This is a genomic window from Streptomyces parvus, assembly GCF_032121415.1.
Lineage (GTDB): Bacteria > Actinomycetota > Actinomycetes > Streptomycetales > Streptomycetaceae > Streptomyces > Streptomyces globisporus_A.
This window is the reverse complement of record NZ_CP135079.1, coordinates 839,524-855,148: the sequence shown is the minus strand read 5'-3', so window position 1 is coordinate 855,148 and position 15,625 is coordinate 839,524. Positions and strand designations below refer to the sequence as shown.

Sequence of the window (15,625 nt, the reverse complement as noted above, 5' to 3'; positions counted from 1 at the left end):
TCCGTCTGCTGGACCGGGGACCGGATCGTGCCTCCGTTCGTGGGAGGATCGGGGGCGGCGGGCCAGGGCCGCGCACCCGGTGGCGCCGTTGGATTTCAGGCGCGAGCATGAGGAGCACCGTTGAGCAGGTTGCGTTGGCTGACCGCGGGGGAGTCGCACGGACCCGCACTGGTGGCGACGCTGGAGGGTCTTCCCGCCGGTGTCCCGATCACGACGGAGATGGTGGCGGAGGCGCTGGCCCGGCGACGGCTCGGGTACGGCCGCGGCGCGCGGATGAAGTTCGAGAAGGACGAGGTCACCTTCCTCGGCGGGGTACGCCACGGGCTCACCATGGGCTCCCCGGTCGCCGTCATGGTCGGCAACACCGAGTGGCCCAAGTGGGAGCAGGTCATGTCGGCCGACCCGGTCGATCCGGAGGAGCTCGCCCAGCTCGCCCGTAACGCCCCGCTGACCCGGCCCCGGCCCGGCCACGCCGACCTCGCGGGGATGCAGAAGTACGGCTTCGACGAGGCCCGGCCGGTCCTGGAGCGTGCCAGCGCCCGGGAGACCGCCGCCCGCGTCGCCCTCGGGACCGTCGCCCGCTCCTACCTCAAGGAGACCGCGGGCATCGAGATCGTCAGCCATGTCGTCGAGCTGGCCGCGGCCAAGGCGCCCTACGGCGTCGTCCCGGTCCCCGGTGACGTGGAGAAGCTGGACGCCGACCCGGTCCGCTGCCTGGACGCCGACGCGTCCAAGGCGATGGTGGCCGAGATCGACCAGGCCCACAAGGACGGCGACACCCTCGGCGGCGTCGTCGAGGTGCTCGCGTACGGCGTGCCCGTCGGGCTCGGCTCGCACGTGCACTGGGACCGGCGCCTGGACGCCCGGCTCGCCGCGGCCCTCATGGGCATCCAGGCGATCAAGGGCGTCGAGGTCGGCGACGGCTTCGAGCTGGCCCGGGTCCCCGGCTCCCAGGCGCACGACGAGATCGTCGCCACCGACGAGGGCATCAAGCGCACCTCCGGCCGCTCCGGCGGCACCGAGGGCGGTCTGACCACCGGCGAACTGCTGCGTGTCCGCGCCGCGATGAAGCCCATCGCGACCGTGCCGCGCGCGCTGGCCACCGTGGACGTGACCACCGGCGAGGCCACCAAGGCCCACCACCAGCGCTCCGACGTCTGCGCCGTCCCGGCCGCGGGCATCGTCGCGGAGGCGATGGTCGCCCTGGTCCTGGCCGACGCGGTCGCGGAGAAGTTCGGCGGCGACAGCGTGGCCGAGACCCGCCGCAACGTCCAGTCGTACCTCGACCACCTCCAGATCCGATGAGCGGCCCCCTGGTCGTCCTCGTCGGCCCGATGGGCGTCGGCAAGTCCACCGTCGGCGAACTGCTCGCCGCCCGGCTCGGCACCACCTACCGGGACACCGACGCGGACATCGTCGCCGAGGCCGGCAAGCCGATCGCGGAGATCTTCTACGACGAGGGCGAGGAGCACTTCCGTGCCCTGGAGCGCCGCGCCGTCGCCGCCGCCCTCGCCGGGCACCCCGGCGTCCTCTCCCTCGGTGGCGGAGCCGTCCTGGACGGGGCGACCAGGGAGCTTCTGGCCGGCCGGCCGGTCGTCTACCTCTCCATGGACGTGGACGAGGCCGTCCGCCGCGTCGGGCTCGGCGCCGCCCGCCCGCTGCTCGCGGTCAACCCGCGCCGGCAGTGGCGCGAGCTGATGGACGCCCGCCGCCATCTGTACGAAGAGGTCGCCCGTACCGTCGTCGCGACCGACGAGCACACCCCCGAAGAGGTCGCCCAGGCGATCATCGACGCACTGGAACTGCCGGAGGGCCAAGCCGCCCCCGGCGTGGAGAACACCGGCATGACGCAGCAGGCCCCCACCCGCATCCAGGTCGCAGGCTCCGCGGGTTCCGACCCGTACGAGGTCCTCGTCGGCCACCAGCTCCTCGGCGAGCTGCCCCAGCTCATCGGCGACCGTGCGAAGCGGGTCGCCGTCCTGCACCCCGAGGCGCTCGCCGAGACCGGTGAGGCAGTCCGCCAGGATCTGGCCGACCAGGGGTACGAGGCCATCGCGATCCAGCTGCCCAACGCGGAGGAGGCCAAGACCGTCGAGGTCGCCGCCTACTGCTGGAAGGCGCTCGGCCAGACGGGCTTCACCCGCACCGACGTCATCGTCGGCATCGGCGGCGGGGCCACCACGGACGTCGCCGGATTCGTCGCCGCCAGCTGGCTGCGCGGGGTCCGCTGGATCGCTGTCCCCACCACCGTGCTCGGCATGGTCGACGCGGCCGTCGGGGGCAAGACCGGCATCAACACCGCCGAGGGCAAGAACCTCGTGGGCGCCTTCCACCCGCCCGCCGGGGTCCTCTGCGACCTCGCCGCCCTCGCATCGCTGCCGGTCCACGACTACGTCTCCGGCATGGCCGAGATCATCAAGGCCGGGTTCATCGCCGACCCCGTCATCCTCGACCTGGTCGAGGCCGACCCCGAGGGTGCCCGTACGCCGTCCGGGCCGCACACCGCCGAGCTGATCGAGCGGTCCATCCGGGTCAAGGCCGAGGTGGTCTCCAGCGACCTCAAGGAGTCCGGACTCCGCGAAATCCTCAACTACGGCCACACGCTGGGGCACGCGATCGAGAAGAACGAGCGCTACAAGTGGCGCCACGGCGCGGCCGTCTCCATCGGCATGGTCTTCGCCGCCGAGCTGGGCCGGCTCGCCGGACGCCTCGACGACGCCACCGCCGACCGGCACCGGAGGATCCTGGAGTCGGTGGGCCTGCCCCTCACCTACCGCGGCGACCAGTGGCCCAAGCTGCTGGAGAACATGAAGGTCGACAAGAAGTCGCGCGGCGACCTTCTGCGCTTCATCGTCCTGGACGGCATCGGCAAGCCCACCGTCCTGGAGGGCCCCGACCCGGCCGTGCTGCTCGCCGCCTACGGGGAGGTCTCCGCGTGACCCGCAGGGTCCTCGTCCTCAACGGCCCCAACCTCGGCCGACTCGGCTCGCGCGAGCCCGACGTCTACGGGGCCACCTCCTACGCCGGACTCGTCGAGACCTGCACCACGCTGGGCAAGGAGCTCGGCTTCGACGTCGACGTACGGGAGACCAACGACGAGGGCGAGCTGATCCGCTGGCTCCACGAGGCGGCGGACGGATCGATTCCGGTCGTTCTCAACCCGGGCGCCTTCACGCACTACTCGTACGGCATGCGGGACGCGGCGGCCCAGCGCACCGCCCCGCTGATCGAGGTGCACATCTCCAACCCGTACACCCGCGAGGAGTTCCGGCACACCTCCGTGGTCGCAGCGGTGGCCACGGGCACGGTGGCCGGGTTCGGCATCGGCTCCTACCGGCTCGCCCTGCGCGCCCTGGCCGACGAACTGACGGACTGACACCCGCGGTTCCCGTCCGCCCGCCGCGCGGCCGACGGGCACTTCGTACCCTCCCGGGCCGTTCACCCCGAGACGGCCCGGGAAGGTACGGTAGCCCTCCCAGCAGCGCCAGTTGCAGTGACGAGACGGAGTGGCACCGGATGCAGCACGCAGTGGGGGCCCCGCTGCCGCCCCACGGACCCGGTAGCGGGCACGTCGGCCGGCCGTACCAGGCCCAGCACCCCGGCCACCCCGGCCCGCCCCCGATACCCCCGCCGCCTCCGGGTCCCGGCCAGGCACAGCCCTCGCCCCCGCCCCCCGGCCAGGCTCCTCCCGCCCCCCGGCACGCTCAGCCGTCGCCCGCACCCGGCCAGGCCCCGGCCCCCGGCTGGAGCGGCACCGGCCCCACACCCCCCGCCAGGGAGGCCGTCGGGCACACCGGTCACGTCCAGCTGCCCCCGGGCGGACCCGTGCCGCTGCCCGCACCCCCCGCCGAGCCCGGCACCGGCGGTGCGACGCTCGCCGTGCTGCTCATCGGCCCGGCCGGGGCGGGCAAGACCACCGTCGCCAAGCTCTGGGCGGCCCGCCGCCGGGTGCCCACCGCCCACGTCTCCCTCGACGACGTCCGCGAATGGGTCCGCTCCGGCTTCGCCGACCCGCAGGCCGGCTGGAACGACCACTCCGAGGCCCAGTACCGCCTGGCCCGCCGCACCTGCGGCTTCGCCGCCCGCAACTTCCTCGCCAACGGCATCTCCTGCATCCTCGACGACGCCGTTTTCCCCGACCGCCCGGTCGTCGGCCTCGGCGGCTGGAAGCGCCACGTGGGCCCCGGTCTGCTGCCCGTGGTCCTGCTGCCCGGCCTGGAGATCGTCCTGGAGCGCAACGCGGAGCGCAGCGGCAACCGCCGGCTCTCCGACGAGGAGGTCGCCCGCATCCACGGCCGGATGGCCGGGTGGTACGGCTCCGGCCTCCCGATCATCGACAACTCCACGTACGACGTCGAGACCACCGCCCGCGTCCTGGACGACGTGCTGGCCCGCTCCATCGCGAGCCCGCCCGCCTGGTAGCGGAGCCCGCCCCCCGGTCGGATGCGCTGGCCGGGCGGGCCACCGCACCCGCTCGTACGCTCGAACCATGTCAGAGGTGCACGCCGTCCGACGCGGGCTGCTCCGCGACCGGTGCGCCGCCGCGGGCTCCGCGGCCGCCCTGGTCTCCCGCCCCGCCAACGTCCGCTATCTCGCGGGCGGAGCGCCCCCCGGCGCCGTGCTGCTGCTCGGCCCCGGCGAGGACGTTCTGCTCTGCCCCCGCCCCCCGACCGGCGAAGGCGCCAACGGGCGGCCCGACGAGGCCCTGCGGGTCGACCTCCTGCCCCTCCCGGACGAGGACCCGGTGGTCGCCGCCGCCGGTCTCGCCGCCGCGTCGGGCACCCGGTCGCTCGCCGTCGAGGAGCACGATCTGACCGTGGCCCGGCACCGGGCCATGGGGAAGTCGGCCCCGCGCCTGGCCCTGGCCGATCTGGGCTTCACCGTGGAACAGCAGCGGATCGTCAAGGACGAGGAGGAGATCGGCTGCCTCCGGATCGCCGCCGAGATCACCGACCAGGCACTCGGCGAACTCCTCGAATCGATCCTGGTCGGCCGCACCGAACGCCACCTCGCCCTGGAACTGGAGCGCCGCCTCGTCGACCACGGGGCGGACGGTCCCGCCTTCGCCACCTCGGTGGCCACCGGACCCAACTCCGGCCAGAGGTGCCACCGGCCCTCGGACCGCAGGGTGGAGGAGGGAGATTTCCTCTCCGTCCGCCTCGGCGCGAGCTACCACGGCTACCGCTGCGAGATCGGCCGGACGTTCGTCATCGGCACCGCCCCCGCCGAGTGGCAGATCGAGCTGTACGACCTTGTTTTCGCCGCTCAGCGGGCAGGCAGGGAGGCTCTGGCGCCCGGTGCCGCCTACCGGGACGTGGACCGCGCGGCCCGGCATCCGCTGGAGTCCGCGGGGCACGGAGAGTGCCTCCAGCCGAGCACCGGGCACGGTGTGGGGCTCGAAATCGAGGAGGACCCGCAACTGGCACCGACAGCCATGGGTAAACTGGACGCTTGTGTGCCGGTCACCGTCGGACCGGGGGTCCACCTCCCGGGCCGGGGCGGTGTCCGGATCGATGACACGCTCGTCGTGCGCCCCGAGGCGGACGGCGGACCCGAGCTACTCACCATGACGACCAAGGAGCTGCTCGCGCTCTAGCGCGGATCCTCGGTCGTTCCACCAGCTTCAGTCCAGGAGATTCCGCAACCGTGGCTTCCACGAACGACCTCAAGAACGGCATGGTGCTCAAGCTCGACGGAGGCCAGCTCTGGTCCGTCGTCGAGTTCCAGCACGTCAAGCCCGGCAAGGGCCCTGCCTTCGTGCGCACCAAGCTCAAGAACGTGCTCTCCGGGAAGGTCGTCGACAAGACGTTCAACGCCGGCGTGAAGGTCGAGACGGCCACCATTGACCGCCGCGACATGCAGTTCTCGTACATGGACGGCGAGTACTTCGTCTTCATGGACATGGACACGTACGACCAGCTCATGGTCGACCGCAAGGCCGTCGGCGACGCCGCCAACTTCCTGATCGAGGGCTTCACCGCCTCCGTCGCCCAGTACGAGGGCGAGGTGCTCTACGTCGAGCTGCCCGCCGCCGTCGAGCTGACGATCCAGCACACCGACCCGGGCGTCCAGGGCGACCGCTCCACCGGCGGCACCAAGCCCGCCACGCTGGAGACCGGTTACGAGATCGGTGTCCCGCTCTTCATCACCACCGGCGAGAAGATCAAGGTCGACACCCGCTCGGGCGACTACCTCGGCCGGGTGAACAGCTAACCGTGGCCGCCCGGAACAAGGCCCGCAAGCGCGCCTTCCAGATTCTCTTCGAGGCCGACCAGCGCGGTGAGTCCGTGCAGAGCGTCCTCGCGGACTGGGTACGGCACTCGCGGACCGACGACCGTCAGCCGCCGGTCGGTGAGTTCACGATGGAGCTCGTCGAGGGGTACGCGCAGTACGCGGACCGGATCGACGACCTCATCGTCACCTACGCCGTGGACTGGGAGATCGACCGTATGCCGGTCGTCGACCGGAGCATCCTGCGGCTCGGTGCCTACGAGCTGATCTGGATGGACGAGACCCCGGACGCCGTGGTGATCGACGAGGCCGTCCAGCTCGCCAAGGAGTTCTCCACCGATGACTCCCCGTCCTTCGTGAACGGCCTGCTGGCCCGTTTCAAGGATCTCAAGCCGAACCTCCGCCGGGAGCAGTAGCCCCGGCGGCCGTGATTCGGCCGCACACCACAAAGGGCCCGCGGCCGGCCGGCCGCGGGCCCTTCGGCGTACCCGGGCCACGAGGAACATGTGGGCACGAGAACGCCGGGTGGGCGGGGCCCGGAGGTCCCCGCCCACCCGGCGGCACGTTTCTGCTGTGGGGTCCGGCCCCGCTCGCTCAGCTCTCGTCGTGGGAGACCGCGCGGCGCGCGTCCGCGTCCAGCACGCCCCAGCTGATGAGCTGCTCCGTCAGCACGGACGGCGACTGGTCGTAGATCACGGCCAGCGTGCGCAGGTCGTCCTGGCGGATCGAGAGCACCTTGCCGTTGTAGTCACCGCGCTGGCTCTGGATGGTCGCCGCGTAGCGCTGCAGCGGACCGGCCTTCTCCGGCGGGACGTGGGCGAGACGCTCCAGGTCCAGGACGAGCTTCGGCGGCGGCTCGGCGGCTCCGCCCGGCGTCGTGCCGGGCAGCAGCTCCTGCACCGGGACCCCGTAGAAGTCCGCCAGCTCGGCGAGGCGCTGCACGGTCACGGCACGGTCGCCGCGCTCGTACGAACCGACCACGACGGCCTTCCAGCGACCCTGGGACTTCTCCTCCACGCCGTGGAGGGAGAGGCCCTGCTGGGTGCGGATGGCACGGAGTTTGGCCCCGAGCTGTTTTGCGTATTCGCTGGACATATGGCTCCCCGGACGCTGGAACAGTGTGCGGCTCCGCCGCGTGGCTGGTAACTCACTGTGAGGTTACGCAGCGTTACTTGGATGCGTCAAGCCGAATGGTCCGGACCGGCACCTCCCGGGGGTGGGGCCAGGGCCGGGCGCAAGCCCTGGTAGCGTGGATGACGCAAATTCGACGTCCTTTAACGATCCGTCCCGTGAGGCGGAGAAGGAGGTCCGTTTCTTATGGACGCACAGCACGACGACACCGGCAACGCGGCGCGCCCTGTTCTCGAGGCCCCCGACATCGCCCGTGTGCTGACCCGTATCGCCCACGAGATCGTCGAACGCGCCAAGGGCGCCGACGACGTGGTGCTGCTCGGCATTCCGACCCGGGGCGTGTTCCTCGCCCGTCGGCTCGCCGACAAACTCGAACAGATCACCGGCCGGAAGACGCCGGTCGGATCGCTCGACATCACCATGTACCGCGACGACCTGCGGCTGCGCCCGGCGCGCGCCCTGGCCCGCACCGAGATCCCCGGCGAGGGGATCGAGGGCAGCCTGGTCGTCCTGGTCGACGACGTGCTCTTCTCCGGCCGCACGATCCGCGCCGCCCTCGACGCGCTCGGCGACATCGGCCGCCCCCGCGCGGTTCAGCTCGCGGTCCTCGTCGACCGCGGCCACCGGGAGCTCCCGATCCGCGCGGACTACGTCGGCAAGAACCTCCCCACGTCGCTGCGGGAGACGGTCAAGGTCCAGCTCGCCGAGGAGGACGGCCGCGACGCCGTGCTGCTCGGCGTCAAGCAGGCCGCCCCCGCGGACGCGCAGTAGCCCGAGCCCTCCCGTACGCCCTCATGGGGCTGTACGGCGCCCTTTTGCGCGCCCGCATGCCTGAAACCCCCTCCAGCCACCCGGAGAACCCCAGATGAAGCGTCACCTCATCTCGGCCGCCGACCTCACCCGCGACGACGCCGTCCTGATCCTCGACACCGCCGAGGAGATGGCCCGGGTCGCGGACCGGCCGATCAAGAAGCTCCCCACCCTGCGTGGCCGTACCGTCGTCAACCTCTTCTTCGAGGACTCGACCCGTACCCGCATCTCCTTCGAGGCGGCCGCCAAGCGGCTGTCCGCCGACGTCATCAACTTCTCCGCCAAGGGCTCCTCCGTCTCCAAGGGCGAGTCCCTGAAGGACACCGCGCTCACCCTGGAGGCGATGGGCGCCGACGCCGTCGTCATCCGGCACGGCGCTTCCGGAGCCCCCTACCGGCTCGCCACCTCCGGCTGGATCGACGGGGCCGTGGTCAACGCCGGGGACGGCACCCACGAGCACCCCACCCAGGCCCTGCTGGACGCCTTCACCATGCGCCGCCGGCTCGTCGGCCCCGACGCCGGGCTCGGCCGCGACCTGGACGGCCGCCGCATCACGATCGTCGGCGACATCCTGCACAGCCGCGTCGCCCGCTCCAACGTCCACCTGCTCACCACGCTCGGCGCGCACGTCACCCTGGTGGCCCCGCCCACCCTCGTCCCCGTCGGCGTCGAGCAGTGGCCCTGCGACGTCAGCTACAGCCTCGACGACGTGCTGGCGAAGTCCGACGCGGTGATGATGCTGCGTGTGCAGCGCGAACGGATGAACGCCGCCTACTTCCCGACCGAGCGCGAGTACTCCCGCCGCTACGGCCTGAACGGCGAGCGGATGGCGAAGATGCCCGAACACGCCGTCGTCATGCACCCCGGCCCCATGGTCCGCGGCATGGAGATCACCGCCGAGGTCGCCGACTCCGACCGCTGCACGGTCGTCGAGCAGGTCGCCAACGGCGTCTCCATCCGCATGGCCGTGCTCTACCTGCTGCTCGGCGGCTCCGACACCGCGCTGTCCGCCGCCCCCGCCCGTTCCGAGGAGAACAAGTGACCATGAGCAAGATCATCATCCGCGGTGCGCGCATCCTCGGCGGCGAACCGCAGGACGTCCTGATCGATGGCGAGACCATCGCCGAGGTGGGCAACGGCCTCGACGCCGACGGCGCCAACGTGATCGAGGCCGAGGGGCAGGTCCTGCTGCCCGGCCTGGTCGACCTCCACACCCATCTGCGCGAACCCGGCCGCGAGGACTCCGAGACCGTCCTCACCGGCACCAAGGCCGCGGCCGTCGGCGGCTTCACCGCCGTGCACGCCATGGCCAACACCTTCCCCGTCGCCGACACCGCCGGCGTCGTCGAGCAGGTCTGGCGGCTCGGCAAGGAGTCCGGCTACTGCGACGTGCAGCCCGTCGGCGCCGTCACCGTCGGCCTGGAGGGCAAGAAGCTCGCCGAGCTCGGCGCCATGCACGACTCGGCCGCCGGGGTGAAGGTCTTCTCCGACGACGGCAAGTGCGTCGACGACGCGGTGATCATGCGCCGAGCCCTGGAGTACGTGAAGGCCTTCGACGGCGTCGTCGCCCAGCACGCCCAGGAGCCCCGCCTCACCGAGGGCGCCCAGATGAACGAGGGCATCGTCTCGGCCGAGCTGGGACTCGGCGGGTGGCCCGCCGTCGCCGAGGAGTCGATCATCGCCCGCGACGTCCTCCTCGCCGCCCACGTCGGCTCCCGCGTCCACATCTGCCACCTCTCCACGGCCGGCTCCGTGGAGATCGTCCGCTGGGCCAAGTCCAAGGGCTGGAACGTCACCGCCGAAGTCACCCCGCACCACCTCCTCCTCACCGACGAGCTGGTCCGCACCTACAACCCCGTCTACAAGGTGAACCCGCCGCTGCGCACCGAGGCCGACGTCCTGGCCCTGCGCGAGGCCCTCGCCGACGGCACGATCGACTGCGTCGCCACCGACCACGCCCCTCACCCGCACGAGGACAAGGACTGCGAGTGGGCCGCGGCCGCCATGGGCATGGTGGGCCTGGAGACCGCGCTCTCGGTCGTCCAGCAGACGATGGTGGACACCGGTCTGATCGACTGGGCGGGCGTCGCCGACCGCATGTCCTTCCGCCCGGCGGCCATCGGCCGGCTCGAAGGCCACGGCCGTCCCGTCTCGGCGGGTGAGCCCGCCAACCTCACTCTGGTCGATCCGGCATACCGTGGAGCAGTGGACCCCGCGGGCTTCGCGTCCCGCAGCCGCAACACCCCCTACGAGGGCCGTGAGCTGCCGGGCCGTGTCACCCACACCTTCCTGCGGGGCCGTGCCACGGTCGTCGACGGGAAGCTCGCGTGACAACTCTGACCCCCCTGTACCACCTGGCCGCCGAGCAGAAGTCGGCGGAAGTGACGGACTGGGCCGCCCGCATCGCCTGGGTGATCGGCCTGCTCGTCTTCATCGCCCTCGTCTACTGGCTGATGCGCCAGGGCTGGAAGTGGCGCGCCAGCCTCCAGTCCGACCTGCCGGAGCTCCCGGCCACCCCCGAGGACTTCGCCGACGACGAGACTCTGCTGACGCTGGAGGGGCGCTACCACGCCTCCACCACCGCCGGTCAGTGGCTCGACCGGATCGTCGCGCACGGGCTGGGCACCCGCAGCCGTACCGAGCTGACGCTCACCGCCCGCGGCCTGGACGTCGTACGCCCCCAGGCGGCCGACTTCTTCATCCCGGTCGGCGCCCTGCGCGAGGCCCGGCTCGACAAGGCGCTCGCGGGCAAGGTCCTCCCCGAGGGCGGCCTGCTGATCATCACCTGGGCGCACGGCGAGACGCTGATCGACTCCGGCTTCCGCTCCGACCGCGCCGCCGAGCACCAGGCCTGGGTCGACGCCGTCAACCGGCTCACCGGCACCCCGGCCGCCACCGAACTCACCAGCACCACTACGGAAGGCACCGCACGATGACCCTCTCCACCCGGGGGGCACAGACCCCCGCCGTACTCGTCCTGGAGGACGGCCGCGCCTTCCGCGGCCGCGCCTACGGGGCCGTGGGGGAGACCTTCGGCGAAGCGGTGTTCTCCACCGGCATGACCGGCTACCAGGAAACGCTGACCGACCCCTCGTACCACCGCCAGGTCGTCGTCATGACGGCCCCGCACGTCGGCAACACCGGCGTCAACGACGAGGACCCCGAGTCCGCCCGTATCTGGGTCTCCGGCTACGTCGTCCGCGACCCCGCCCGCAAGCCCTCCAACTGGCGCTCGCAGCGCTCGCTGGACGAGGAGCTGGCCGCCCAGGGCGTCGTCGGCATCAGCGGCGTCGACACCCGCGCCCTCACCCGCCACCTGCGCGAGCGCGGCGCGATGCGCGTCGGGATCTTCTCCGGCAACGCCATCCCCGACGAGGGCACCCTGCTCGCCCGGGTCCGCCAGGCCCCCGAGATGACCGGCGCCGACCTCTCCGCCGAAGTGGCGACGAAGGAGGCGTACGTCGTCCCCGCGATCGGCACGAAGAAGTTCACCGTCGCCGCGATCGACCTCGGCATCAAGGGCATGACCCCGCACCGGATGGCCGAGCGCGGCATCGAGGTGCACGTCCTGCCCGCGACCGCCACCCTGGAAGAGGTGTACGCGGTCGGGCCCGACGGCGTCTTCTTCTCCAACGGCCCCGGCGACCCCTCGGCCGCCGACCACCCGGTCGCCCTCATGCGCGGCGTCCTGGAGCGCTCCACCCCGCTCTTCGGCATCTGCTTCGGCAACCAGATCCTCGGCCGCGCGCTCGGCTTCGGCACCTACAAGCTGAAGTACGGCCACCGCGGCATCAACCAGCCGGTGCAGGACCGCGCCACCGGCAAGGTCGAGGTCACCGCGCACAACCACGGCTTCGCGGTCGACGCCCCGCTCGACAAGGTCTCCGACACGGAGTTCGGCCGCGCCGAGGTCTCCCACGTCTGCCTGAACGACCAGGTCGTCGAGGGGCTCCAGCTCCTGGACCGGCCCGCGTTCAGCGTCCAGTACCACCCCGAGGCGGCCGCCGGCCCGCACGACGCCGCGTACCTCTTCGACCGCTTCGTTTCCCTGATGGAGGGCCAGCGTGCCTAAGCGCTCCGATATCCAGTCCGTCCTGGTCATCGGCTCCGGTCCGATCGTCATCGGCCAGGCCGCCGAGTTCGACTACTCCGGCACCCAGGCCTGCCGCGTCCTCAAGGCCGAGGGCCTGCGCGTCATCCTGGTGAACTCCAACCCGGCGACGATCATGACCGACCCGGAGATCGCCGACGCCACCTACGTCGAGCCGATCACCCCCGAGTTCGTCGAGAAGATCATCGCCAAGGAGCGCCCCGACGCCCTCCTGCCCACCCTCGGCGGCCAGACCGCGCTGAACACCGCGATCTCCATGCACGAGAACGGTGTCCTGGAGAAGTACGGCGTCGAGCTGATCGGCGCCAACGTCGAGGCGATCAACAAGGGCGAGGACCGCGACCTCTTCAAGGGCGTCGTGGAAGCCGTCAAGGAGAAGATCGGCTACGGCGAGTCCGCCCGCTCCGTCATCTGCCACTCCATGGACGACGTCATCGCCGGCGTCGACACCCTCGGCGGCTACCCCGTCGTCGTCCGCCCCTCCTTCACCATGGGCGGCGCCGGCTCCGGCTTCGCCCACGACGAGGAGGAGCTGCGCCGCATCGCCGGACAGGGCCTCACGCTCTCCCCGACCACCGAGGTGCTCCTGGAGGAGTCCATCCTCGGGTGGAAGGAGTACGAGCTGGAGCTGATGCGCGACCGACACGACAACGTCGTGGTCGTCTGCTCCATCGAGAACTTCGACCCGATGGGCGTCCACACCGGCGACTCGATCACCGTCGCCCCGGCGATGACGCTCACCGACCGCGAGTACCAGCGGCTGCGCGACGTCGGTATCGCGATCATCCGCGAGGTCGGCGTCGACACCGGCGGCTGCAACATCCAGTTCGCCATCGACCCCGCCGACGGCCGGGTCATCGTCATCGAGATGAACCCGCGCGTCTCCCGCTCCTCGGCGCTCGCCTCCAAGGCCACCGGCTTCCCGATCGCCAAGATCGCCGCCAAGCTGGCCGTGGGTTACACCCTGGACGAGATCCCCAACGACATCACCGAGAAGACCCCGGCCTCCTTCGAGCCGACCCTCGACTACGTCGTCGTCAAGGCCCCCCGCTTCGCCTTCGAGAAGTTCCCCTCCGCGGACGCCACCCTCACCACCACCATGAAGTCGGTGGGCGAGGCCATGGCCATCGGCCGGAACTTCACCGAGGCCCTCCAGAAGGCCCTGCGCTCGCTGGAGAAGAAGGGCTCGCAGTTCGCCTTCACCGGCCCGGTCGGCGACAAGGCCGAGCTGCTCGCCGAAGCGGTCCGCCCGACCGACGGCCGTATCAACACCGTCATGCAGGCGATCCGCGCCGGAGCCACCCCGGAAGAGGTCTTCGACGCCACGAAGATCGACCCCTGGTTCGTCGACCAGCTCTTCCTGATCAAGGAGATCGCCGACGAGCTGGCCTCCGCCGAACGCCTGGACGCCGACCTGATCGCCGAGGCCAAGCGGCACGGCTTCTCCGACGCCCAGATCGGCGAGATCCGCGGGCTGCGCGAGGACGTCGTCCGCGAGGTCCGGCACGCGCTCGGCATCCGCCCGGTCTACAAGACGGTCGACACCTGCGCCGCCGAGTTCGCCGCGAAGACGCCGTACTTCTACTCCTCCTACGACGAGGAGAGCGAGGTCGCGACCCGCACCAAGCCGGCCGTGATCATCCTCGGCTCGGGCCCCAACCGCATCGGCCAGGGCATCGAGTTCGACTACTCCTGTGTGCACGCCTCCTTCGCCCTGAGCGACGCGGGCTTCGAGACCGTCATGGTCAACTGCAACCCGGAGACCGTCTCCACCGACTACGACACCTCCGACCGGCTCTACTTCGAGCCGCTCACCCTGGAGGACGTCCTGGAGATCGTGCACGCCGAATCGCTGGCGGGCCCGATCGCCGGTGTCATCGTGCAGCTCGGCGGCCAGACCCCGCTCGGTCTCTCGCAGGCGCTCAAGGACAACGGCGTGCCCGTCGTCGGCACCTCCCCGGAGGCGATCCACGCCGCCGAGGACCGCGGCGCCTTCGGCCGGGTCCTCGCCGAGGCCGGACTGCCCGCGCCCAAGCACGGCACGGCCACCACCTTCGCCGAGGCCAAGGCCATCGCCGACGAGATCGGCTACCCCGTCCTCGTACGGCCGTCCTACGTCCTCGGCGGCCGCGGCATGGAGATCGTGTACGACGAGACGCGCCTCGCCGCGTACATCGCCGAGTCCACCGAGATCAGCCCCACCCGGCCGGTCCTGGTCGACCGCTTCCTCGACGACGCCATCGAGATCGACGTGGACGCCCTCTACGACGGCCACGAGCTCTACCTCGGCGGCGTCATGGAGCACATCGAGGAGGCCGGCATCCACTCCGGCGACTCGGCCTGCGCCCTGCCCCCGATCACCCTCGGCGGCTTCGACATCAAGCGGCTGCGCGCCTCCACCGAGGGCATCGCCAAGGGTGTCGGCGTGCTCGGCCTGATCAACATCCAGTTCGCGCTCTCCGGCGACATCCTCTACGTCCTGGAAGCCAACCCGCGCGCCTCCCGCACGGTTCCCTTCACCTCGAAGGCGACCGCCGTCCCGCTCGCCAAGGCCGCCGCCCGCATCTCGCTGGGCGCGACCATCGCCGAGCTGCGCGAGGAGGGCCTGCTGCCGAAGACCGGCGACGGCGGCACGCTGCCGCTGGACGCGCCGATCTCCGTCAAGGAGGCCGTGATGCCGTGGTCGCGCTTCCGCGACATCCACGGCCGGGGCGTCGACACGGTCCTCGGCCCGGAGATGCGCTCCACCGGCGAGGTCATGGGCATCGACTCGGTCTTCGGCACGGCGTACGCCAAGTCGCAGGCCGGCGCGTACGGCCCGCTGCCCACCAAGGGCCGCGCGTTCATCTCGGTCGCCAACCGGGACAAGCGCTCGATGATCTTCCCGGCCCGCGAGCTGGTCGCCCACGGCTTCGAGCTGATGGCCACCTCCGGCACCGCCGAGGTCCTCAAGCGCAACGGCATCAACGCCACGGTCGTGCGCAAGCAGTCCGAGGGCCCCGGCCCCAACGGCGAGAAGACGATCGTCCAGCTCATCCACGACGGCGAGGTCGACCTCATCGTCAACACGCCGTACGGCACCGGCGGCCGCCTCGACGGCTACGACATCCGCACCGCGGCCGTCTCCCGCTCCGTACCGTGCCTGACCACGGTCCAGGCGCTCGCCGCCGCCGTCCAGGGCATCGACGCCCTCAACCACGGTGGCGTGGGCGTCCGTTCCCTCCAGGAACACGCCGAGCATCTGACCGCGGCCCGCGACTGAGGGGGGACCCGGCGGATCACGGCCGGGTCCGCGCCCGATCCGCCGGGCACCCCCGGCAGCCCAGCAGGGGGACACCGGAA

14 protein-coding genes are annotated in these 15,625 nt (G+C 71.6%); 13 read left to right on the top strand and 1 reads right to left on the bottom strand.

The annotated features are described in order from the left end of the window. The first annotated feature begins 120 nt into the window (after positions 1–120). From aroC to nusB, 7 genes are all read left to right on the top strand, one after another. Positions 121–1,305: a chorismate synthase gene (gene aroC / locus RNL97_RS04870; RefSeq protein ID WP_030589590.1), complete on the top strand. Its 1,185-nt coding sequence runs from the start codon at positions 121–123 to the stop codon at positions 1,303–1,305. After that, positions 1,302–2,939 carry a 3-dehydroquinate synthase gene (gene aroB, locus RNL97_RS04865; RefSeq protein ID WP_078652134.1) on the top strand — a complete coding sequence of 546 codons (1,638 nt, stop codon included), beginning with the start codon at positions 1,302–1,304 and terminating at the stop codon, positions 2,937–2,939. The genes aroC and aroB overlap by 4 nt, the downstream gene beginning before the upstream one ends. Beyond that, positions 2,936–3,376, top strand: coding sequence for a type II 3-dehydroquinate dehydratase (aroQ, locus tag RNL97_RS04860; protein WP_006123190.1), 441 nt, complete (start codon positions 2,936–2,938; stop codon positions 3,374–3,376). The genes aroB and aroQ overlap by 4 nt, the downstream gene beginning before the upstream one ends. A gap of 140 nt (positions 3,377–3,516) precedes the next feature. Then, a complete protein-coding gene (locus tag RNL97_RS04855) occupies positions 3,517–4,422 on the top strand; it encodes a Pro-rich N-terminal domain-containing protein (RefSeq protein ID WP_313750414.1) in 906 nt (301 codons plus the stop codon). A 67-nt stretch (positions 4,423–4,489) separates the two neighbouring features. Next, positions 4,490–5,596 carry a M24 family metallopeptidase gene (locus tag RNL97_RS04850; protein WP_243313457.1) on the top strand — a complete coding sequence of 369 codons (1,107 nt, stop codon included), beginning with the start codon at positions 4,490–4,492 and terminating at the stop codon, positions 5,594–5,596. A 50-nt stretch (positions 5,597–5,646) separates the two neighbouring features. Next, positions 5,647–6,213 carry an elongation factor P gene (gene efp / locus RNL97_RS04845; protein WP_006123185.1) on the top strand — a complete coding sequence of 189 codons (567 nt, stop codon included), beginning with the start codon at positions 5,647–5,649 and terminating at the stop codon, positions 6,211–6,213. A gap of 2 nt (positions 6,214–6,215) precedes the next feature. Beyond that, positions 6,216–6,647: a transcription antitermination factor NusB gene (gene nusB, locus RNL97_RS04840; protein WP_010057335.1), complete on the top strand. Its 432-nt coding sequence runs from the start codon at positions 6,216–6,218 to the stop codon at positions 6,645–6,647. Between the two features lie 178 nt (positions 6,648–6,825). On the opposite strand, the gene bldD is transcribed toward nusB, so the two are convergent. Next, on the bottom strand, positions 6,826–7,326 hold the full coding sequence (gene bldD / locus RNL97_RS04835; protein ID WP_006123181.1) for a transcriptional regulator BldD: 501 nt from the start codon (positions 7,324–7,326) through the stop codon (positions 6,826–6,828). 222 nt (positions 7,327–7,548) lie between these two features. Between bldD and pyrR the strand changes: the two genes are divergently transcribed. The 6 genes from pyrR (at position 7,549) to carB (ending at position 15,545) form a co-directional block, all read left to right on the top strand. Continuing rightward, positions 7,549–8,133 (top strand): bifunctional pyr operon transcriptional regulator/uracil phosphoribosyltransferase PyrR, encoded by a 585-nt coding sequence (pyrR, locus tag RNL97_RS04830; protein ID WP_030589575.1) that lies wholly within the window; start codon positions 7,549–7,551, stop codon positions 8,131–8,133. Between the two features lie 94 nt (positions 8,134–8,227). Beyond that, on the top strand, positions 8,228–9,214 hold the full coding sequence (locus tag RNL97_RS04825) for an aspartate carbamoyltransferase catalytic subunit (RefSeq protein WP_030589572.1): 987 nt from the start codon (positions 8,228–8,230) through the stop codon (positions 9,212–9,214). A gap of 2 nt (positions 9,215–9,216) precedes the next feature. Continuing rightward, the gene (locus RNL97_RS04820) at positions 9,217–10,503 is read left to right on the top strand and encodes a dihydroorotase (RefSeq protein ID WP_030589570.1); all 1,287 of its coding nucleotides are present in this window, start codon (positions 9,217–9,219) and stop codon (positions 10,501–10,503) included. After that, the gene (locus RNL97_RS04815) at positions 10,500–11,108 is read left to right on the top strand and encodes a PH-like domain-containing protein (RefSeq protein WP_313750413.1); all 609 of its coding nucleotides are present in this window, start codon (positions 10,500–10,502) and stop codon (positions 11,106–11,108) included. The genes RNL97_RS04820 and RNL97_RS04815 overlap by 4 nt, the downstream gene beginning before the upstream one ends. After that, the gene (gene carA, locus RNL97_RS04810) at positions 11,105–12,244 is read left to right on the top strand and encodes a glutamine-hydrolyzing carbamoyl-phosphate synthase small subunit (RefSeq protein ID WP_030589564.1); all 1,140 of its coding nucleotides are present in this window, start codon (positions 11,105–11,107) and stop codon (positions 12,242–12,244) included. The genes RNL97_RS04815 and carA overlap by 4 nt, the downstream gene beginning before the upstream one ends. Then, the gene (gene carB / locus RNL97_RS04805; RefSeq protein WP_030589561.1) at positions 12,237–15,545 is read left to right on the top strand and encodes a carbamoyl-phosphate synthase large subunit; all 3,309 of its coding nucleotides are present in this window, start codon (positions 12,237–12,239) and stop codon (positions 15,543–15,545) included. Before carA ends, carB begins: the two co-directional genes overlap by 8 nt. Positions 15,546–15,625: the final 80 nt, after the last annotated feature.